This window comes from Salmonella sp. SAL00653 (assembly GCF_046552515.1).
GTDB classification, from domain to species: domain Bacteria; phylum Pseudomonadota; class Gammaproteobacteria; order Enterobacterales; family Enterobacteriaceae; genus Salmonella; species Salmonella enterica.
In genome coordinates, this window is sequence record NZ_JBGDTY010000001.1 from 457,626 (window position 1) to 478,198 (window position 20,573).

At 52.5% G+C, this 20,573-nt stretch carries 23 protein-coding genes and 1 riboswitch; of the genes, 11 read left to right on the forward strand and 12 right to left on the reverse strand.

Annotated elements, in window-relative coordinates:
* Positions 1–28: 28 nt before the first annotated feature.
* From ACLJRU_RS02310 to ACLJRU_RS02320, 3 genes are all read right to left on the reverse strand, one after another.
* The gene (locus tag ACLJRU_RS02310; protein ID WP_000290594.1) at positions 29–610 is read right to left on the reverse strand and encodes a Slp family lipoprotein; all 582 of its coding nucleotides are present in this window, start codon (positions 608–610) and stop codon (positions 29–31) included.
* 71 nt (positions 611–681) lie between these two features.
* Entirely contained in the window at positions 682–1,377 is a 696-nt protein-coding gene (gene tsaB / locus ACLJRU_RS02315; RefSeq protein WP_001221014.1) for a tRNA (adenosine(37)-N6)-threonylcarbamoyltransferase complex dimerization subunit type 1 TsaB, read from the reverse strand.
* Positions 1,378–1,434: 57 nt separating this feature from the next.
* A complete protein-coding gene (locus tag ACLJRU_RS02320; protein WP_000128807.1) occupies positions 1,435–3,345 on the reverse strand; it encodes an ATP-dependent DNA helicase in 1,911 nt (636 codons plus the stop codon).
* A gap of 131 nt (positions 3,346–3,476) precedes the next feature.
* On the opposite strand from ACLJRU_RS02320, the gene ACLJRU_RS02325 reads away from it, so the two are divergent.
* Positions 3,477–3,821 (forward strand): RidA family protein, encoded by a 345-nt coding sequence (locus ACLJRU_RS02325; RefSeq protein ID WP_000029550.1) that lies wholly within the window; start codon positions 3,477–3,479, stop codon positions 3,819–3,821.
* Positions 3,822–3,826: 5 nt separating this feature from the next.
* Here ACLJRU_RS02325 and ACLJRU_RS02330 read toward each other — a convergent pair whose 3' ends face one another.
* Positions 3,827–4,006 (reverse strand): YoaH family protein, encoded by a 180-nt coding sequence (locus ACLJRU_RS02330; protein ID WP_000457328.1) that lies wholly within the window; start codon positions 4,004–4,006, stop codon positions 3,827–3,829.
* An 80-nt stretch (positions 4,007–4,086) separates the two neighbouring features.
* Between ACLJRU_RS02330 and pabB the strand changes: the two genes are divergently transcribed.
* From pabB to ACLJRU_RS02350, 4 genes are all read left to right on the forward strand, one after another.
* Positions 4,087–5,451, forward strand: coding sequence for an aminodeoxychorismate synthase component 1 (gene pabB / locus ACLJRU_RS02335; RefSeq protein ID WP_001540198.1), 1,365 nt, complete (start codon positions 4,087–4,089; stop codon positions 5,449–5,451).
* Between the two features lie 3 nt (positions 5,452–5,454).
* Entirely contained in the window at positions 5,455–6,033 is a 579-nt protein-coding gene (locus tag ACLJRU_RS02340; RefSeq protein ID WP_000381544.1) for a CoA pyrophosphatase, read from the forward strand.
* 263 nt (positions 6,034–6,296) lie between these two features.
* Positions 6,297–7,661 (forward strand): L-serine ammonia-lyase, encoded by a 1,365-nt coding sequence (gene sdaA / locus ACLJRU_RS02345; RefSeq protein ID WP_000624277.1) that lies wholly within the window; start codon positions 6,297–6,299, stop codon positions 7,659–7,661.
* A 137-nt stretch (positions 7,662–7,798) separates the two neighbouring features.
* Entirely contained in the window at positions 7,799–9,400 is a 1,602-nt protein-coding gene (locus ACLJRU_RS02350) for an EAL domain-containing protein (RefSeq protein ID WP_023235000.1), read from the forward strand.
* Positions 9,401–9,421: 21 nt separating this feature from the next.
* On the opposite strand, the gene yoaE is transcribed toward ACLJRU_RS02350, so the two are convergent.
* Together yoaE and ACLJRU_RS02360 are read right to left on the reverse strand one after the other, a co-directional pair.
* Positions 9,422–10,981: a CNNM family cation transport protein YoaE gene (gene yoaE, locus ACLJRU_RS02355; RefSeq protein ID WP_023235001.1), complete on the reverse strand. Its 1,560-nt coding sequence runs from the start codon at positions 10,979–10,981 to the stop codon at positions 9,422–9,424.
* Positions 10,969–11,301 carry a protein YoaL gene (locus tag ACLJRU_RS02360; RefSeq protein ID WP_011233029.1) on the reverse strand — a complete coding sequence of 111 codons (333 nt, stop codon included), beginning with the start codon at positions 11,299–11,301 and terminating at the stop codon, positions 10,969–10,971. The genes yoaE and ACLJRU_RS02360 overlap by 13 nt, the downstream gene beginning before the upstream one ends.
* A 152-nt stretch (positions 11,302–11,453) precedes the next feature.
* Here ACLJRU_RS02360 and manX point away from each other — a divergent pair, with 152 nt between their 5' ends.
* From manX to mntP, 5 genes are all read left to right on the forward strand, one after another.
* Positions 11,454–12,422, forward strand: coding sequence for a PTS mannose transporter subunit IIAB (gene manX, locus ACLJRU_RS02365; RefSeq protein ID WP_000150521.1), 969 nt, complete (start codon positions 11,454–11,456; stop codon positions 12,420–12,422).
* A gap of 52 nt (positions 12,423–12,474) precedes the next feature.
* Positions 12,475–13,275, forward strand: a complete 801-nt coding sequence (gene manY / locus ACLJRU_RS02370; protein ID WP_000406918.1) for a PTS mannose transporter subunit IIC — start codon at positions 12,475–12,477, stop codon at positions 13,273–13,275.
* A gap of 12 nt (positions 13,276–13,287) precedes the next feature.
* Positions 13,288–14,139 (forward strand): PTS mannose transporter subunit IID, encoded by an 852-nt coding sequence (locus ACLJRU_RS02375; protein ID WP_001518647.1) that lies wholly within the window; start codon positions 13,288–13,290, stop codon positions 14,137–14,139.
* 58 nt (positions 14,140–14,197) lie between these two features.
* The gene (locus tag ACLJRU_RS02380) at positions 14,198–14,656 is read left to right on the forward strand and encodes a DUF986 family protein (protein WP_000156280.1); all 459 of its coding nucleotides are present in this window, start codon (positions 14,198–14,200) and stop codon (positions 14,654–14,656) included.
* A gap of 196 nt (positions 14,657–14,852) precedes the next feature.
* Positions 14,853–14,954: riboswitch (yybP-ykoY riboswitch) on the forward strand.
* A 111-nt stretch (positions 14,955–15,065) separates the two neighbouring features.
* Positions 15,066–15,632: a manganese efflux pump MntP gene (mntP, locus tag ACLJRU_RS02385; protein WP_001518359.1), complete on the forward strand. Its 567-nt coding sequence runs from the start codon at positions 15,066–15,068 to the stop codon at positions 15,630–15,632.
* Here mntP and rlmA read toward each other — a convergent pair.
* The 6 genes from rlmA to mgrB all read right to left on the reverse strand — a co-directional run bounded on the left by rlmA (position 15,629) and on the right by mgrB (position 19,983).
* Positions 15,629–16,438: a 23S rRNA (guanine(745)-N(1))-methyltransferase gene (rlmA, locus tag ACLJRU_RS02390; RefSeq protein ID WP_000010924.1), complete on the reverse strand. Its 810-nt coding sequence runs from the start codon at positions 16,436–16,438 to the stop codon at positions 15,629–15,631. The two genes, mntP and rlmA, sit on opposite strands and share 4 nt — an antisense overlap.
* 64 nt (positions 16,439–16,502) lie before the next feature.
* Positions 16,503–18,248 (reverse strand): peptidoglycan glycosyltransferase FtsI, encoded by a 1,746-nt coding sequence (gene ftsI, locus ACLJRU_RS02395; RefSeq protein WP_023235002.1) that lies wholly within the window; start codon positions 18,246–18,248, stop codon positions 16,503–16,505.
* A gap of 219 nt (positions 18,249–18,467) precedes the next feature.
* On the reverse strand, positions 18,468–18,677 hold the full coding sequence (cspE, locus tag ACLJRU_RS02400; RefSeq protein ID WP_001062678.1) for a transcription antiterminator/RNA stability regulator CspE: 210 nt from the start codon (positions 18,675–18,677) through the stop codon (positions 18,468–18,470).
* A gap of 12 nt (positions 18,678–18,689) precedes the next feature.
* Complete coding sequence (locus ACLJRU_RS02405) at positions 18,690–18,833, reverse strand: DUF2627 domain-containing protein (protein ID WP_001537930.1); 144 nt, start codon at positions 18,831–18,833, stop codon at positions 18,690–18,692.
* A 648-nt stretch (positions 18,834–19,481) separates the two neighbouring features.
* Positions 19,482–19,769 carry a YebO family protein gene (locus ACLJRU_RS02410; RefSeq protein WP_001000660.1) on the reverse strand — a complete coding sequence of 96 codons (288 nt, stop codon included), beginning with the start codon at positions 19,767–19,769 and terminating at the stop codon, positions 19,482–19,484.
* Positions 19,770–19,839: 70 nt separating this feature from the next.
* Positions 19,840–19,983, reverse strand: a complete 144-nt coding sequence (gene mgrB, locus ACLJRU_RS02415) for a PhoP/PhoQ regulator MgrB (RefSeq protein ID WP_079961240.1) — start codon at positions 19,981–19,983, stop codon at positions 19,840–19,842.
* A 157-nt stretch (positions 19,984–20,140) separates the two neighbouring features.
* On the opposite strand from mgrB, the gene yobH reads away from it, so the two are divergent.
* Positions 20,141–20,380, forward strand: coding sequence for an invasion protein YobH (gene yobH, locus ACLJRU_RS02420; RefSeq protein ID WP_001236777.1), 240 nt, complete (start codon positions 20,141–20,143; stop codon positions 20,378–20,380).
* Positions 20,381–20,573 lie beyond the last annotated feature (193 nt).

The window sequence follows — 20,573 nt, forward strand, 5'->3', positions numbered from 1 at the left end:
CTGTTTCTTTTATTGATAAAACAAAGAGTTACTCTGTTACTATCGTCTGAACCTCCGCGGGTCCAGGGTTATACCATCCCCAACCGCCATAGCCATAAGGCCAGGCGCGTCCGCCGTAAAACCACGGATCGATCGGCTGTGGAGGCATGACGACCTGCTGAACAAGATGCCAGCGTTTATAGCCGGTAGCCTGCATCAGCATAAATTTATACGGCGTATTGCCGATTTTACCGTCAACCGTGCCGGTTATCGGGCCGACAACGGTAACTAACTGGCCACGGAAGTCCACCGGGTCCAGAAAACCGTTCACATCGGCAAAAATTCTGCCGCGCGAGGCTTCGCCCAGAACAGGACGCGCGCCGCTATCAAGCGGTACGGTCGCGATTTCAAGCCGGGTTTTTCCCTGCTGATTTTGCACCGCCACAACTTTGCCGCCGAAACGCGCCTCTTGCCCGATATAGAGCTGTGGCGCATTCATCACCCGCACCAAATCCTGCTGTGGCGTCGGACTCGAACCTTTAATGGCATCCGGGATAGTCACGCAACCGCTCAGCATAAGCGCAAAAGCGCACGCCAGCGCCCCTTTTATTAACCGTTTTTGAACCGCCATGATGCGACTCCTTTTTCTCGACCTCTATTCCACCCCACAGCATAAAGTATGGGGGGTAATAGTAGTGAGAGTCATTCTTTGCCGGGAAGTTTCTTCCACGCCACTTCGTTACGCAAATAAACCGGCTCGGCATGTTCCACGGCAACGGTCTCTCCTGCCGCCAGCTTTTGACTGGCGATGGGCAGCATATCTTCCGCTGCCGGGAGCGACACCTCCCCATCATGAAGCGTCAGGCCGCACTCCTTCGCCAGATCGGGCCACGCGGACCAACCCGTTCCTACCGTCGCCCACTCGCCGGAAAGCTGTTTCAACCGCTCGCCGACTCGTTCCGGTTTCAGCACCGCTTCCGTCTCTTCGCCCTGCCAGACGCCCTGCGCATCACGCTGGTATTCCGCCCAGTACACTTCGCCCATCCGCGCATCAATCGCGGCGAGTACGCGGGTCGCGCCGGTTTTACGCCATGCACCCTGCGCCATCGTGGCAAGCGTTGAAACACCGATCATCGGCAGATTTGCCCCTAACGCCAGCCCTTGCGCAATACCAATGCCGATACGCACGCCGGTAAAGCTGCCCGGACCGCGCCCAAACGCCAGCGCATCTATCTCATTGAGCGAGGCGCCGCTGGCGGCCAGAATCTCCTGCACCATGGGCAGGATACGTTGAGTGTGTTCTCGTGGACAAAGCTCAAAGTGAGCATTGATAGTACCGTTGTTCCACAGGGCGACAGAACAGGCCTCTGTGGCGGTATCGATAGCCAGAATTCGCATGAGGTTTCGTGCTTAGATCAATAAAATAGCGCGCATCTTACCATACTCCGTAACAAATTACTCGGCGGATGGAATCGCAAGAAAGCGAACGGCACGGGCGATATCACGCGTGCGCGGCGCAGGAGGCAGGCTAGCGAGAAACGTGGCGCCATAGGGCCGCATCACCAGCCGGTTATCACAAATCACTAACACCCCGCGATCGTCCGCATCGCGAATCAGCCGCCCTACTCCCTGCTTCAGCGTAATCACCGCGTCGGGCAGTTGAACCTCATCAAACGGATCGCCGCCGCGCAAACGACAGTCTTCCATTCGCGCTTTTAACAGCGGGTCGTCCGGGGAGGTAAACGGCAATTTGTCGATAATCACCAACGATAACGTATCGCCGCGCACGTCCACCCCTTCCCAGAAGCTGCTGGTGGCGACGAGCAGTGCGTTGCCGGCGCTAACAAATTGCTGTAACAGTTGGCCTTTACTGGTTTCCCCTTGCAACAATACCGGCAGCGTCATGGTGGCGCGAAACTGCTCCGCCAAATCGCGCATCATGGCGTGTGAGGTGCACAGCATAAAACATCGCCCGTTATTGGCTTCAATAATCGGCCTGAGCATAGCCGCCAACTGTCGCGCCGCGCCGGGCTGGTTGGTTTGCGGTAGGTTACGCGGTACGCAGAGTAACGCCTGGCGCGTATAGTCGAATGGGCTGGGCAGCAGCATGGATTCTGCCTGTTCAATTCCCAGACGGGCGGTAAAGTGGTGAAGATCATCATTTACCGATAACGTGGCCGAGGTAAAAATCCAGCTACCGGGTTTCTGTTCCATCACCTCTTTGAATTTGTCCGCCACGGTGAGCGGCGTCAGCGCCAGGGTGAAATGGCGCGAGGTGCACTCATACCAGTAGCTGTATCCCGGCTGATTGATCTCTTTTAAGCGTTTCAGCCGTGAACGGTATAGCGTGGCGCGTTCAAAAGCCGCATCCAGCAGCGCCGAACGGCCCAGCGACAGCTTCGCCACGTCGTAACAAAGCTCCAGCGTATCATCCAGCAGTAAAAATGCCCGTTGGATACGCGAGTCGGCTAACAGTTCACGCAAATTTCCCCGGTAGCCGGGCTCCCCCAGTTGCAGACGAAAATCCTGGGCGCTCTGGGCAAGGCGATCGGCGCATTTTTGCAACTGTTGAGTGTCTTTCAGTTCCGTCCGGTAGGCGATAGTGATGTCTTTTGCTAAATCCAGCAACTGACGGCTGGAGAGCGATTGTCCGAAATACTGGCTGGCGATGTCAGGCAGTTGGTGGGCTTCATCGAAGATCATTACTTCAGCCTGAGGGATAAGTTCGCCAAACCCGCTCTCTTTAACCACCATATCCGCAAGAAATAGGTGGTGGTTTACAATCACCACATCCGCGTCCATCGCCTTTTTACGCGCTTTCACCACAAAGCACTCTTTGTAGAGCGGGCAATCGCTGCCAAGGCAGTTGTCGTTGGTACTGGTGACCAACGGCCAGGCCTGGGAATCCTCCGCCACGCTGACGCAGGTGCTGATATCGCCATCCCGCGTCTGATTTGACCAGGAGCGCAGCAATATCACGTCGCTTAACGTTTGTACCGGTAAATCGCCGCCCGCCAGCGCTTGTTGTTCCAGCCGCTCCAGGCAGAGGTAGTTTGAACGTCCTTTCAACAGGGCCGTCTTACCGGTAAACGCCAACGCTTTTGCTACCGTCGGCAGATCGCGGCTGTAGAGTTGATCCTGCAACGCTTTCGACCCGGTCGAAATAATGACTTTTTTCCCGGCGCGCAACGCCGGAGCGAGGTAAGCATAGGTCTTCCCGGTTCCGGTGCCGGCTTCAACAACCAGAGGCTGCGCATTTTCAATCGCTTGTGTTACGGCAACCGCCATTTGTCGCTGTGGTTCGCGCGGTTTAAAGCCGGTTATCGCTTTGGCCAGTTGGCCATCTGCTGCAAAATCGTCCGTCACACTGCCCCCTGTTAATTTGCACAGGGGATTATGTCAGGGTAGAAAGGCTTACGCCAGTTACAGAGGTGACGGCGGCGCCACATTGTGGCAGTCTTGAGCCATTCAAATGGAAAGCAAATGAGGAATAAGTGATGTCTATCGTGCGTATTGATGCCGAAGATCGTTGGTCAGACGTGGTGATCTACAATAATACGCTGTGGTATACCGGCGTGCCGGAAAACCTAGACGCCGATGCTTTTGAGCAAACGGCGAATACTCTAGCGCAAATTGATGCGGTGCTGGAAAAACAGGGCTCCAGTAAGTCACGTATTCTGGATGCCACTATTTTCCTGAGCGATAAAGCGGATTTTGCCGCCATGAATAAGGCGTGGGATGCGTGGGTCGTCGCAGGCCATGCGCCGGTACGCTGTACCGTACAGGCCGGGTTAATGAATCCGAAATATAAAGTTGAGATTAAGATTGTCGCGGCGGTATAAGCCGGTTATTCGTCTTCATCCTCAAAACGCGCCACTATCCGTTCGCCGGTATGGTTGGCGCGAAGTTCGCCCGCCACCTGGGCAATCGCTTCTCCGCTACTCATACCTTGCGACATCAATTCCTGGATACGTTCTACGGCTTTTTGCTGTTGTTCATGACTGAGTGAAGGTAAACCTGCAAACATGATTAACTCCTGCTAAATTGTTAGCGCTAATTATTTCACGCTACCCGGCGGTAAGCCAGTAGTGTTGTAACGAGTCAGGAATGATGAAGACGTTATCTCCCACTGTTATCACCTTACCCTGGCGTCCGGACGCCGCTGAACACTATTTTGCGCCCGTAAACCATTTGCCCTGGGCGATGCTGCTGCATTCAGGTGATGCTATTCATCCCTATAACCGCTTTGATATTCTGGTCGCCGATCCTGTCACCACACTGACCACGCGCGCGCAGGAAACCACGGTATGTACTGCGCGCACGACTACCGTCACTCTCGACGATCCGTTACACGTTTTGCAGACTCAACTGGAGGCGCTGCCTTTTCATCCTCAGCCTGACCCTGACTTACCCTTTCAGGGCGGCGCGCTGGGTCTGTTTGGTTATGATTTAGGGCGGCGTTTCGAAATTCTGCCCGATACTGCCGCGCGCGATATCGCTTTACCCGATATGGCGATTGGCCTTTACGACTGGGCGCTGATTGTCGATCACCATAAACAGGTAGTGTCGCTGATAAGCTATCACGATGCAGACGCCCGATATCGCTGGCTCACCAGCCAGCGCGCGCCGACCCGCACGCCCTTCAGGCTTACCTCAGCCTGGCAATCCAATATGACGCGTTGCGAGTATGGCGAGAAGTTTCGTCAGGTGCAGGCCTGGCTGCACAGCGGGGACTGCTATCAGGTCAATCTTTCCCAGCGTTTTCAGGCGAGCTACGAGGGTGATGAATGGCAGGCTTTCGAACGCCTTAACCGCGCCAATCGCACCCCGTTCAGCGCCTTTCTTCGTTTACATGACGGCGCCATATTGAGCCTTTCTCCCGAGCGTTTTATCCAACTGGAGAATGGTCATATCCAGACGCACCCGATCAAAGGTACGCTTCCACGGCTTAACGATCCGCAGGCGGATCGTCAGCAGGCGCAGAAACTGGCCAACTCAATGAAAGATCGCGCTGAAAATTTGATGATCGTCGATTTGATGCGTAACGATATTGGCCGGGTCGCCGTACCGGGTTCGGTGAAAGTGCCGGAACTGTTCATCGTCGAACCATTTCCTGCCGTTCACCATCTGGTTAGCACCATTACCGCCCGTTTACCGGACTCGCTTCATGCCACCGATCTGCTGCGCGCGGCTTTCCCCGGCGGCTCCATTACCGGCGCGCCTAAAGTGCGGGCGATGGAAATTATCGACGAACTGGAGCCGCAGCGACGCAACGCCTGGTGCGGTAGCATCGGTTATCTGAGTTTCTGCGGCAAGATGGATACCAGTATTACTATCCGCACCGTCACGGCAACGCAGGGCCAACTCTATTGCTCAGCCGGCGGCGGTATCGTGGCCGATAGCAACGAAGATGCGGAATATCAGGAAACTTTTGATAAAGTTAATCGTATCCTGCACCCACTGGAGAACTAATACGTGGATACCAGCCGTCTGACGCTCGATCATTTCTTATCGCGCTTTCAGCTTTTGCGCCCGCAGATGACTCATGAAACGTTAAATCAACGTCAGGCCGCCGTACTGATCCCTGTGGTTCGCCGCCCCCAGCCGGGGCTGCTGTTGACCCAGCGGGCTATTCATTTGCGCAAACACGCCGGACAGGTCGCCTTTCCCGGCGGGGCCGTGGACAGTACCGATGCTTCGCTTATCGCCGCAGCGCTTCGCGAAGCGCAGGAGGAAGTCGCCATCCCGCCGCAAGCCGTGGAAGTGATTGGCGTTTTACCGCCGGTAGACAGCGTGACCGGTTTTCAGGTCACCCCGGTGGTCGGCATTATTCCGCCAAATCTCCCCTGGCGCGCCAGTGAAGATGAAGTGTCTGCGGTGTTTGAAATGCCGCTGGCGCAAGCGTTGCAACTGGGGCGATATCATCCGCTTGATGTTTACCGTCGCGGCAATTCGCACCGCGTATGGCTCTCCTGGTATGAGCATTATTTCGTCTGGGGCATGACCGCAAACATTCTTCGTGAGCTGGCGCTGCAAATCGGCGTAAAGCCCTGACTGTACACAACGCCATTCACGTTGCCTCAAGGCGGTAACAATCGCCTCCCCCAAAGAGGCAGCCTGAAGGGCAACGTGTATATACTTAACTTTACGCGCGTAAGACACGACTTGAGATTACTGTCGCAATATTAGTAAAAACGCGGTTATTCATTAGTTTAATTCATGTGAATAGTTAAGCTGATGCCAGCGTTCCCTCTTACACTATGCGCAGTTATAACATAGTAACCGGAAGCCCCGGTTGCCCTGTCAGGAGTATTATCGTGATTAGCCTATTCGACATGTTTAAGGTAGGGATTGGTCCCTCCTCTTCCCACACTGTTGGCCCGATGAAGGCCGGTAAACAGTTCGTCGATGACCTGGTCGAAAAAGGATTACTGGATAACGTTACCCGCGTCGCTGTCGATGTCTACGGCTCGCTGTCGCTGACGGGGAAAGGTCACCATACCGATATCGCCATTATTATGGGTCTGGCGGGTAATGAACCCGCTACCGTGGATATTGATAGTATCCCCGGTTTTATTCGCGACGTCGAAACGCGCGAGCGTCTGTTACTGGCCCAGGGACGTCACGAAGTCGACTTCCCGAAAGATGACGGAATGCGTTTTCACAACGGCAATTTGCCGCTGCATGAAAACGGGATGCAGATCCACGCCTGGCATGACGACACGGTCATTTATAGCAAGACGTACTATTCCATCGGCGGCGGCTTTATCGTTGATGAAGAGCATTTCGGCCAGGAAGCGACGAATGAGGTTACTGTACCTTATCCGTTTAAATCGGCGAAAGAAATGCTGGAGTATTGCAACAGTACCGGCCTTTCACTCTCCGGCATGGTGATGCAAAACGAACTGGCGCTGCATAGCAAGAAAGAGATTGAAGAGTATTTCGGTCACGTCTGGCAGACCATGCAGGCCTGTATTGATCGTGGTATGAATACCGAAGGCGTGCTGCCGGGGCCGCTGCGCGTACCGCGTCGCGCCTCTGCGCTGCGTCGTATGCTGGTTTCCAGCGATAAGCTTTCCAGCGATCCGATGAACGTCATTGACTGGGTGAACATGTTTGCTCTGGCGGTGAACGAAGAGAACGCCGCAGGTGGTCGCGTCGTGACGGCGCCAACCAACGGCGCGTGCGGCATCGTGCCTGCGGTACTGGCTTACTACGACCATTTTATTGAGTCTGTCAGCCCGGATATTTACACCCGCTACTTCCTGGCGGCAGGCGCTATTGGCGCGCTGTATAAGATGAACGCGTCTATTTCCGGCGCGGAAGTCGGCTGTCAGGGCGAAGTCGGGGTCGCCTGTTCGATGGCGGCGGCAGGCCTTGCTGAACTGCTGGGCGCCAGCCCGGAACAGGTTTGCGTTGCCGCTGAAATCGGCATGGAGCATAACCTGGGGCTGACCTGCGACCCGGTTGCCGGTCAGGTGCAGGTGCCGTGTATCGAACGTAACGCCATTGCTTCGGTTAAAGCGATCAACGCTGCGCGTATGGCCATGCGTCGAACCAGCGCGCCGCGCGTCTCGTTGGATAAAGTCATCGAAACGATGTACGAGACCGGAAAAGACATGAACGCAAAATACCGCGAAACGTCGCGCGGCGGGTTGGCTATTAAAGTCCAGTGTGATTAAACGCCGTTTCCCCTCCCTTCGCCCATCTGCTACGGATGGGCGAAATTTTTATCTCTTCCTCGTCGACTCCACGTTTCCCCACTACACTTGCTGTGTCGCGGTTGGCTTTTGTCGCCAACGCTTATTGGGCGGCCCGCATGCAAACAGCACAACGGATCATCAATCATTATCGCCGTAATCGTTTCATTGTTTGCACGATTTGTGCACTGGTCACGCTCATTCTTACGCTGAGCATCCGATTTATTTCGGAGCGGAACTTAAATCACCATCGCACGGTTGCATTCGCGAATCATGCCGTTGATGCGCTGGATAATGTTTTGCATCCTCTCCAGGTCGGACGAAACGTACTGCTCCCCTTGCTTGAGCTTCCGTGCGCGACCGCGCATCTGCCGTTGCGTAAGCAAGCCGCCCGTCTGCAAACCGTTCGTTCTATCGGGCTGGTGAAAGAGGGAATTCTCTATTGCTCAAGCATTTTTGGCGCCCGTAATACTCCCATACGCCAGCTTCAGCCCGATCTTCCCGCAGTCGGCGATCTGCTGCTACTTTCCACAGACCAATCGTTACTCAAGGGAAGCCCGATCCTCATTCAGTGGTATCCCGCCTCTGCCGATGGCCAGGATGGCGTGATGGAAATTGTGAATATTGACTTGCTGGCGACTATGCTACTTGAGCCGCAGCAGCCGCAAATTACCAGCGCCAGCCTGACGGTCGGCAAACGGCACCTGTTATATGGTCGGGGCGTGGTCGATACTCTTCCGGAATTAAAAAAAGATGAAGAGCGTTACCAGCTTTCATCGCGGCATTTCCCTTTTACTATCAGCGTCAGCGGGCCGTCGGCAGGCGTACTGGCGTTCAAACATCTCCCGACACAGTTACCGCTGGCCGTATTGCTTAGCCTGTTGATCAGTTATATCGCCTGGCTGGCAACGGCCAGCAGAATGAGCTTTTCCTGGGAGATTAATCTGGCCCTTGCCGAACGGGAGTTTGAGCTATTTTGTCAGCCGTTGCTTAATGCCCGCACGCAGCAGTGTACCGGCGTTGAGATCCTGTTACGCTGGAATAACCCGCGCCAGGGCTGGATCTCACCGGATGTTTTTATTCCTATCGCCGAGGAGCATAACCTGATAGCGCCGCTGACCCGCTATGTGATTGCGGAAACCATTCGGCAGCGGCACTACTTCCCCATCAACCATCAGTTTCATATCGGCATCAATGTGGCGGCAAGCCATTTCCGACACGGCGTGCTTCTCAAGGATCTTAATCAGTACTGGTTTAGTGCGGAACCTGTTCAGCAACTGGTGCTGGAGCTCACGGAACGCGACGCGTTGCTTGACGTTGATTACCGCCTGATGCGCGAGTTGCATCGTAAAGGCGTCAAGTTAGCCATCGATGATTTTGGCACAGGAAACAGCTCGCTCTCCTGGCTGGAAAAACTGCGGCCGGATATTTTAAAAATCGATAAATCCTTCACCGCCGCCATCGGTACCGATGCGGTCAATTCAACGGTGACCGATATTATTATCGCGCTGGGGCAAAGACTGAATATTGAGCTGGTGGCGGAAGGGGTCAAAAACCAGACGCAGGCACAGCATTTGCGCCAGCATGGCGTGCAAATGTTACAGGGCTATCTCTATGCGAAGCCGATGCCCATTAGCGAATTTCCACAGTGGCTGGCGGGCAGCGCGCCGCCGCCCACCCGGCATAACGGACAGATTATGTCCGCGATGCCGCATCTATAGACTTGATTCCTGCGTGTGACGTTATTCCTCTTCGTCGTGGGCAGGCTGTTCTTTAACAATCCGAACCAGATCGACACGATAGTCGTTGGCCTCGACAATGGTGATCCGCAGTGGCGGAACATCAATGACATCGCCTACACGAGGAATATGGCCATTAGCGGCGATCACTAACCCCGCGACCGTCGCAATATCGCCCTCTTCGTTCACCAGATGGTCAACTTCCAGCGCCTGCTGTAGCGCATGAAGATCGGTGCCGCCCTTCACTATCCAGCCCTCGGCATCGGCAACGATTTCCGGCGTTTCATCGGCATCCGGGAACTCACCGGCAATCGCTTCCAGCACATCCAGCGGCGTAACCAGCCCCTGCACCACGCCGAACTCGTTAGTGACGATAACGAAACTGCCGCGCGCGCGACGCAAAACGCCTAACAGATTGATAGGATCAAGCGTTTCCGGCACCACTATCGCCGGAGAAGACGCGGCGATAGCCGCAACGTCCGCGCCCTCTTCCAGCGCCACCAGCAACTCTTTCGCCCGAACGATACCGATAATTTCATCCAGCTCGCCCCGACATACCGGGAACAGGCTATGCGGAGAAGAGAGTAACTGCTGACGGATTTCAGCTACGCTGAGATTCGCATCCACCCAACTAATTTCGCCTCGCGGCGTCATAATGCCGCGCAGGGAGCGCGACGCCAGAGTCAGTACGCCGTTAATCATGTAGCGTTCTTCTTCGGCGAAGGCGCCTTCCGACACCGATATCGCGGCCGGGCTATCCGTTTCATGTTGCGTACTCGCCTGGCGTTTACCGCCCATCAGACGCAGGATAGCGTCCGCAGTACGCGCGCGCAGCGGCAACGTGGACTGATGACGAATAAAGTTGCGGCGCGCAATCTGGTTAAACACCTCGATAACGATCGAGAAACCAATTGCCGCGTACAGGTAGCCTTTCGGAATATGGAAACCAAACCCTTCCGCCACCAGGCTCAAGCCGATCATCAGCAGGAAACTCAGACAGAGCACCACCACCGTCGGATGCTGGTTGACAAAACGGGTCAGCGGTTTTGACGCCAGTAGCATCACCGCCATCGCAATCCCCACCGCCGCCATCATAACCGGCAGATGGTTTACCATACCTACCGCCGTAATCACGGCGTCCAGCGAGAAGACCGCATCCAGGATGACAATCTGCGTGACTACCACCCAGAAACTCGCATAGCCTTTACCGTGTCCGGTGTCATGCTCGCGGTTTTCCAGACGTTCATGCAGCTCGGTGGTCGCTTTAAACAGCAGGAATATACCGCCCAGCAGCATAATTAAATCGCGGCCGGAGAAGGTAAAATCCCAGACGGTAAAGAGCGGCTTTGTTAAGGTCACCAGCCACGAAATAATGGACAGCAGCGCCAGACGCATAATCAGCGCCAGCGAGAGCCCGATAAGACGCGCTTTGTCACGCTGCTTTGGCGGCAATTTATCGGCGAGGATCGCGATAAAGACCAGGTTATCGATACCCAGAACAATTTCCAGGACGACGAGCGTGAGTAAACCCACCCAAATTGAGGGATCCATTAATAATTCCATGACAAGCTCCTGCTTAAGGAATGACTAAACGGCGCCCACAACATCTCAAAGGATGCAGGCGGTAACGCAATAAACAAAGTAAGGCTATGGCAAGATATGCCAGATTGACAGGCGCAAAACGGCCAAAGAGTGAAATGACGTCGGTGACGATCCATACAACGGGCTGCTGCCCTATACCCCATTCTAATTAAACGGAAGCTAAACATAACAGAGACAACTGGTTTTTGGCAAAGATTTACCTTCCTTTGCAAAGAGATGTAACCAGGATATTTTACACTTCGAAATTTCTCATTATCGAAAACAAAATTACGGATCTCCATCACACAAAATATTTTTTTCGATATCTAAAATAATTCACGAAAATCATGCGTTTTTCGTTGTAACCCTCATCTGAATCGATTCGCTTGCGGACGGCGATTCAAAAAATACATCTGTCAAGTTGATGTGTTGACAATAATAAAGGAGGTAGCAAGTGACCATTGCTATTGTTATAGGCACACATGGTTGGGCTGCAGAGCAGTTACTTAAAACAGCCGAAATGCTGTTAGGCGAGCAGGAAAACGTCGGCTGGATCGATTTCGTTCCAGGCGAAAATGCCGAAACGCTGATCGAAAAGTACAACGCTCAGTTGGCTAAACTCGATACCAGTAAAGGCGTGCTATTTCTCGTTGATACATGGGGAGGCAGTCCGTTTAATGCTGCCAGCCGCATTGTCGTCGATAAAGAGCGCTATGAAGTTATTGCCGGCGTCAACATCCCGATGCTGGTCGAAACGTTTATGGCTCGTGACGACGATCCGAGCTTTGACGAGCTGGTCGCACTGGCGGTAGAAACCGGTCGTGAAGGCGTAAAAGCGCTGAAAGCGAAACCGGTAGAAAAAGCCGCGCCAGCGCCAGTCGCCGCCGCGCCAAAAGCGGCCGCACCGGCAAAACCGATGGGCCCGAATGATTATATGGTTATCGGGCTTGCCCGTATTGATGACCGCCTCATTCACGGTCAGGTCGCTACCCGCTGGACCAAAGAGACCAATGTCAGCCGTATTATTGTTGTGAGCGATGAAGTGGCGGCGGATACCGTTCGTAAAACGCTGCTGACGCAAGTTGCGCCGCCGGGCGTTACGGCGCATGTGGTTGACGTCGCGAAGATGATTCGCGTCTACAATAACCCGAAATACGCCGGCGAACGCGTGATGCTTCTGTTTACCAATCCTACCGACGTCGAGCGCATCGTTGAGGGCGGCGTGAAAGTCACTTCCGTGAACATTGGCGGTATGGCCTATCGTCAAGGTAAAACGCAGGTGAACAACGCCGTTTCCGTCGATGAAAAGGATATCGAAGCCTTTAAAAAGCTCAACGAGCGCGGCATCGAGCTTGAGGTGCGTAAAGTTTCCACCGATCCGAAACTGAAAATGATGGATTTAATTGCCAAAGTGGCGAAATAACCGCCGGCATTTAATTAGCTTTCACACTTAAGATAGCAATAGGAGAAGTACAATGGAGATTACCACTCTTCAGATTGTGCTGGTGTTCATCGTCGCATGTATCGCGGGTATGGAGTCGGTACTTGATGAATTTCAGTTCCACCGTCCGCTGATCGCCTGTACCTTAATCGGCGCCGTTCTGGGGGACATGAAAACCGGTATTATCATCGGCGGTACTCTGGAAATGATCGCTCTGGGCTGGATGAACATCGGTGCTGCCGTTGCGCCTGATGCCGCACTGGCGTCCATCATCTCTACCGTTCTGGTCATCGCCGGGCATCAAAGCATTGGCGCCGGTATCGCGCTGGCGATTCCGCTGGCGGCGGCAGGCCAGGTACTGACCATTATCGTTCGTACCATCACCGTGGCATTCCAGCACGCGGCGGACAAGGCGGCTGAAAACGGCAACCTGACGGCGCTCTCCTGGCTGCACGTTTCTTCTCTGTTCCTGCAGGCAATGCGTATCGCTATCCCGGCGGTTATCGTTGCCATCTCCGTAGGCACCAGCGAAGTACAGGGAATGCTGAATGCGATTCCTGAAGTCGTCACAGGCGGTCTGAACATCGCCGGCGGCATGATCGTCGTGGTTGGTTATGCGATGGTTATCAATATGATGCGCGCAGGCTACCTGATGCCGTTCTTCTACCTCGGTTTCGTCACCGCGGCTTTCACAAACTTCAACCTGGTCGCACTGGGTGTCATCGGCGCAGTGATGGCTATTCTTTACATCCAGCTGAGCCCGAAATACAACCGTGTAGCGGGCGCGCCTGCAGCGGCTGCTGGCAATAACGATCTCGATAACGAACTGGACTAACAGGTGAGCGAAATGGTTGATATGACTAAAACTACCACCGAGAAAAAACTCACTCCGAGCGATATTCGCGGCGTATTTCTTCGTTCTAACCTGTTCCAGGGGTCATGGAACTTCGAACGTATGCAAGCGCTGGGCTTCTGCTTCTCTATGGTGCCGGCGATTCGTCGCCTGTATCCGGAGAATAATGACGCGCGTAAACAGGCGATTAAACGTCACCTGGAGTTCTTTAACACTCATCCTTACGTTGCGGCGCCGGTACTGGGCGTGACCCTGGCAATGGAAGAAAAGCGTGCGAACGGTGCAGAGATTGACGATGGCGCTATCAACGGTATCAAAGTCGGTCTGATGGGACCGCTGGCAGGTGTCGGCGACCCTATCTTCTGGGGTACCGTCCGTCCAGTATTCGCGGCGCTGGGCGCAGGTATTGCAATGAGCGGCAGCCTGCTTGGTCCGCTGCTGTTTTTCATCCTGTTTAACCTGGTGCGTCTGGCGACCCGCTATTATGGCGTAGCTTATGGCTACCGCAAAGGCGTCGATATCGTTAAAGATATGGGCGGCGGCTTCCTGCAAAAACTGACTGAGGGAGCGTCAATCCTCGGCCTGTTTGTCATGGGGGCATTGGTTAACAAGTGGACGCACGTGAATATCCCGCTGGTGGTCTCCACCATCACCGGTCAGGATGGTCAGACCCGCGTTACCACCGTGCAAACCATTCTCGACCAGTTGATGCCGGGTCTGGTTCCGCTACTGTTGACCTTTGCCTGTATGTGGCTGCTGCGTAAGAAAGTTAACCCGCTGTGGATTATCGTGGGCTTCTTCGTCATCGGTATCGCCGGCTACTCCGTAGGGCTGCTGGGCCAGTAAGGCTGTTGTACACTACCGGGGCCAAACGGCCCCGTTTTTTTATTTCTCTGGAGGATAAATGACTATCACGGACCTGGTGCTGATTCTCTTTATTGCCGCATTATTGGCTTACGCTCTCTACGATCAGTTCATCATGCCCCGTCGCAATGGCCCCACTCTGCTTTCTATAGCCCTGCTCCGCCGCGGTCGCGTAGACAGCGTTATCTTCGTTGGGCTGGTCGCCATCCTTATTTATAACAACGTAACCAGCCACGGAGCGCAGATGACCACATGGTTATTAAGCGCGCTGGCGTTAATGGGGTTTTATATATTCTGGATCCGCACGCCACGGATCATCTTTAAACAACGTGGCTTTTTCTTCGCCAATGTCTGGATAGAATATAACCGTATTAAAGAGATGAATTTATCGGAAGACGGCGTACTGGTGATGCAATTAGAACAACGACGCTTGCTTATCCGTGTACGCAATATCGACGATCTGGAAAAAATATATAAACTTCTTATTGAAAATCAATAATCTAAGATATAGCCTCAACTATGTTTTTCGAATTTTATTTCGAATCATAATATAGCTAAGGCTATATTTTCTATTGACCAATTGTTATTTAATTTAACGTTTTATTGATGAATAAATCTAAATGAAAATCGTTTTCAACTAGAAGGCAAATAATATTTTATCGCTGTTGTTTTATATTCTAAAAATATGTTAATGTTGCGCCGTCAATTGGGGAGTAGCCGATTTCCAGACTCCGGAAATGTACGCGTCAACATACTCGTTGCAAAACGTGGCGCGTACGGACCAGCCGCCGCTGGTCAGGCGAGACCATAGGCGCATCAACTGCTGTGTATTTCGTCACAGAATGGCGACATGCATGTTTGCTGGGGGCAGTGATGTGTTTAATGGATACCCCGGTCAGGACGTTGTCATGCACTTTACTGCTACTGTTCTTCTCGCTTTCGGCATGTCGATGGATGCTTTCGCGGCATCAATTGGCAAAGGCGCCACCCTACATAAACCCAAATTCTCAGAAGCGTTGCGTACCGGCCTTATCTTTGGCGCGGTTGAAACGCTGACCCCGTTAATCGGCTGGGGGCTGGGGATATTGGCGAGTAAATTCGTTCTGGAATGGAACCACTGGATAGCCTTTGTTCTGCTGATCTTTCTGGGCGGACGCATGATCATCGAAGGTATCCGCGGCGGTAGCGATGAAGACGAAACACCGTTACGCCGCCACAGCTTTTGGCTATTAGTCACGACGGCTATCGCGACCAGCCTCGATGCGATGGCGGTTGGCGTCGGTCTGGCGTTTTTGCAGGTAAACATCATCGCTACCGCATTAGCTATCGGTTGCGCCACGCTTATCATGTCCACCCTCGGAATGATGATCGGTCGCTTTATCGGCCCAATGCTGGGTAAGCGTGCTGAAATTCTCGGCGGGGTCGTACTGATAGGAATTGGCGTCCAGATCCTCTGGACGCATTTTCACGGTTAACGGTTACGCTGCCAGAGATGAAGGTTGAAATCCGTCTGGCAGCTAAGTCCGGCGCTGGCAGCCAGTTGTTCCCACACTTCTGGTCTGGCGCGCCAAGCAAATGGCGTCATTTGCAACAGTGCTACAGCCGCTTCGGCGGTGAGCTGCATGTGATAAGCAAGGCGGGTACTCTGCTGCAATGTGAATCCGTCGAGCTGCTCGGTATACGGCGCATGTAAACGCACCTCATCATAAATGAGCCCTTTTAGTTCCATCAGATGATGCGGTCCAGGCGTGGCGGTAACGACCCAACCACCTGGTTTCACCACGCGCGCCAATTCCTGCGCCTTACACGGGGCGTAGATTCTGATCACCGCATCCATTGACGCATCGGCAAAGGGCAGTCGATGGCTTGACGCCACACAAAACTTCACCTGCGAATAGCGCTTCGCCGCCGCTTTGATCGCCGTTTTAGCAACGTCCAGTCCAAACGTGGTGACTCCCGGCAACGCCTCGGCAAAAGCATGAGTGTAATACCCCTCGCCGCAGCCGATATCCAGAATCGCCGTGGCCGACTGATCCAGCCGCTCGCGCAACAGGTTAATCACCGCATCGCGCAGCGGCTGATAATGGCCCGCATCAAGAAACGCTCTCCTCGCCTGCATCATTTCGGCGCTGTCGCCCGGATCGCGCGAACGTTTATGCTGTACCGGCAGCAGATTGATGTAGCCCTCTTTCGCCACATCAAACTGATGGCGCTGTGGACATATAACGCTGTTATTAATCTGCGTAAGCGGCTGATGGCAAAGCGGACAGGTAAACGACATGACAACTCCGGACTGGGCGCTAAAGGGCGCAAGTGTAACGCGAATTGCGCCCCGGGAAAATCCTTTACGAGCCTGGAACCGCAACGTGGCTGCCATGCATCACCAGAAGGTGATCTGAATCGGCTGGCATACCGTCTGGCTCAACATTTTCCAGCCGCAGCACATCGCCCATGATCTGGCTGAATACGGGCGCAGATACCGCGCCGCCATAATAAGCCCCGTTTTGCGGATTATTAATCACCACCACCAGCGCAAATCTGGGGTTACTTGCCGGCGCGACGCCTGCGGTATATGCCACATACTTATCGACGTATTTACCATCATCGCCAATTTTTTTCGCCGTCCCGGTTTTGACCGCAATACGGTAGTCTCTTACTGCGGCTTTTGTTCCGCCGCCGCCAGGCAACGCGACGCTCTCCATCATATGTTCCACCTCGTGCACCAGTTCTTCCGGCATTACCCGCGTGCCGATCACGGGCGGATCAACTTTGGTGATCGATAACGGACGGTAGATACCAAAGCTGCCAATCGTGGCATAAACATGCGCCAGTTGCAGCGGCGTCACCATTAATCCATAGCCAAAAGCGAAGGTAGCGCGATCTAAATCACTCCAGTAACGGCGTTTCGGTAATAACCCGCTGCTCTCTCCGGTGAGACCCAGTCCGGTAGGCACGCCGAAACCAAAGCTTTTATAAGTATCCATTAATTTCTGCACCGGCATCGCCAGAGAAAGGTGAGAAACGCCGGTATCGCTGGATTTTTGCAAAATGCCGGTTAATGTCAGTTCCGGATAGTAACCGACGTCGCGGATACGGTGTCCATCGAGAGTAAAAGGATGGGTATCGATAACGCTGTCCGGCTGCACGATGCCCTGCTGTAACGCAGTCATAATGACCAATGGCTTCACAGTAGAACCGGGTTCGAAAGTATCGCTAATCGCGCGGTTACGAAAATCGTCCAACTGCGCGCCTTCACGGTTGTTCGGGTTGAAATCCGGGTAGCTCGCCATCGAGAGAATTTCACCCGTTGGGATGTTAATCAATACGGCAGCGCCGGATTCCGCTTTGTTCCAGATGACGGCGTTATCCAGCGCATCTTCGGTGACCGTTTGCAGACGTTCATCAATGCTAAGCTGAAGTTCATGAGCAGGAACCGGATTCACTTCCGTAATGTTCTCAATAACGTGACCAAATTTATCTTTACGCACCAGTCGGGAACCCGGTTTTCCCGTCAGTTGCGCGTTAAAGCTCTTTTCAATACCTTCTATTCCCTGCCCGTCGATATTGGTAAAGCCGATCAAATTGGCCGCTACGTGTCCGGCAGGGTAAAAACGGCGCGACTCTTCCCGTAGGTTAATACCCGGTAGATTCAGTTTATCTATCCATTCGGCTTGCTGGGGTGAAACCTGGCGCGCAAGGTAGATAAAACGGCCTGCCGGGTTACTGTTTACCCGTTCCGCAAGCGTACTGAGCGACAGATGTAAGGCGCTGGCCAGCACCTGCCAGCGCTCATTGTAGCCAACGCCGCCTTTGCTTATGATAGTCTTCGGATCGGCCCAGACAGCATTAACCGGAACGCTCACCGCTAAGGGTCGCCCTTCTCTGTCGGTGATCATGCCGCGTGGAGAGGCCGTGGTCACTTCACGAAGCGAGCGCATATCTTCTTGTTTCACCAGTTTCGACGGCGTAACAATTTGCAGCCATGCCACCCGCCCTAACAACAATGCCATACTGAGCAGAATGGCAGTGCAAAGTAGTGCAAAACGTATGGGCGTAAAATTACGGGTATCGCCGTCGCTTTTCTTTTTCACCTGATCTCCAGCCGAATCATTTTTCAGGTGATTGATTTAACGGGAAACGGCCGGAAAAACCAGAAAAAACAATGCTAATAACATCGCGCCTTTGCAACAAATCGCTAACGAGAGCGCATCCAGACACATTTTGAAGGATATTGAATTAAAAAGCCCCGCTTTTAGCGAGGCTTTATATCTGAGGCTGACGCGACAAACGCATCAAATCAGTGGTGTCGATCAGATAGCTGTTACGTTAACAGCAGCCGGACCTTTCTGGCCGTCCTGAATTTCGAACTCAACGTTCTGGCCTTCAGCCAGAGTTTTGAAACCATTGCCCTGGATAGCGGAGAAGTGTACGAACACATCTTTGCTGCCGTCAGCCGGAGTAATGAAGCCAAAACCTTTGGATTCGTTGAACCACTTAACTTGACCTTTAATCTTTGCCATTTGCAAAATTCCTTAGAGTGTTTTCTTTGCCCGTAGGCATAACATAGATAAAACTGACACATTACTGCTTGAGGCACTAATATAAGGTTCGGCAGAGAAGCGGTATTCAACGTCAACGTGTTTACTCAGGACTTCTTTACTGAAAATGCCACACATAAACAGAACTGTACCTCGTTTAACCCAAAGCCTGTTATCACATACAACGTTAATTATGGCAAGCCATTTTTAAACGTGTCTCGATCCGTCGCACAAATTACGAGAACCTTCACAAATTGACAGCACATTTATGCAACAAAATTGCGAAAGATATATCCTCACGCGCTGACGGACTCCTGACAACGTCACTGCTGAAAAGCCATTTTTCTACCATAGCTCAATAACTTCGCTTCTTCCAGTGCATCAAATCACATTTAAAAGCTGTATTTTTCATATCACTTTTTATGCTGAGTTATGCATAAATTGTCACAATGATAAAAAACACCTTTTAATCAAAATAATAGAAAAGAAAAGCGATTTTCGACACCGCTTTTTGTGATGTTCTGCGTCTTTACAGAATGCCTTAAAATAATGAACAAACAATGACAATCCATAAAGAGAGAGAAACGTTTCGCTTTTAATAGAGAATGAGCGGTATCACAAAATTGACATATGTCCATTTGTTATACATATAAAACTATGTTGCATATAAAGCCATATATTATGTAAGGTGTTGATGCTGTAGTATCAGTTGCAAACGGCAACGCGGAGAGATCCGACGGGGAAATGGGGCGTATGGCACTGGCGCCATTTGCGCCCCGGTAAGCATTATCGTTCTGCAACCAGACGAATGATGTCCTCATCCTCTTTCGGTTCGCTTGCCGCTGTTGCGGGTTCCGCTTCTTTTTCTGGTTCGTTTGCTTCGCAAAGGCGGCGTAACAACGCGTTTTGCCGCTTTTGTTGATCCAACAACGCTTCGAGCAATTCTATCTGCTCGTTGGCACGGGAACTTGCCCGGTTGACAAAGAACCAGAGCGCCAGCCCCACCACCAGAACCACCATTGATACTATTAAAGATGCAAGAGAAAACGCACCAGAGTTTAAAACGTCGTTCATTTCACCACCTCAATGTAGAGACGTCATTCTACCACTGCTACACGGGAAGGAAATCTCTGGTGTAAAACGTTTACCAGGGAATAAATTTATTGATGGCGCAAATACCGCTGAAAAATTGTACATCCTGATCGCACAGGATATTAAACACCTGCGCCCACAGCAACAGGCATACTACCACCACGATGCCGAGAACGACCCATCGAAATTTTTTCACTCCACTCTCCGATCTTACATCTTATGTCGCTAAATTATCATGAGTTACTTAAACCAGGAGTAACTGTAGCGGCATTATATGTTTTTAGGAATGATTCACTTGTTTCAATCAATGTACACGCTACTCTTATTCTAACTAAAAAAGAAAAGAGGTAGTAATGCGTTTGATCATTCGCGCAATTGTATTGTTTGCCCTGGTGTGGATAGGCCTGCTGATGAGCGGCTATGGCATCCTGGTGGGAAGTAAAGTGAACGCTGCGGGGCTGGGTTTACAGTGCCATTACCTGACCGCACGCGGCACCAGCACGGCGCAATATCTCCATACCAACAGCGGCATTATTGGCTTTTCCGACTGTCCCATTTTCAGAAAAATCGCCACCGTGGTGGATAATGGCTAAGCGGCAATAAATAATTTCATAGTGAAACTATCACCAATAATTCCCCTATATTGGCTGTTGTTCATAAGTACTGTTAAATAATATTTTAATAACCGTTAAATAAGCCGACAGATATTATCTACTTTTACGATTTCATCCCGCCCTATGTTATAAAAAAAGCAGCTACATTTTTCGCAGCTGCTTTTTTTTAACG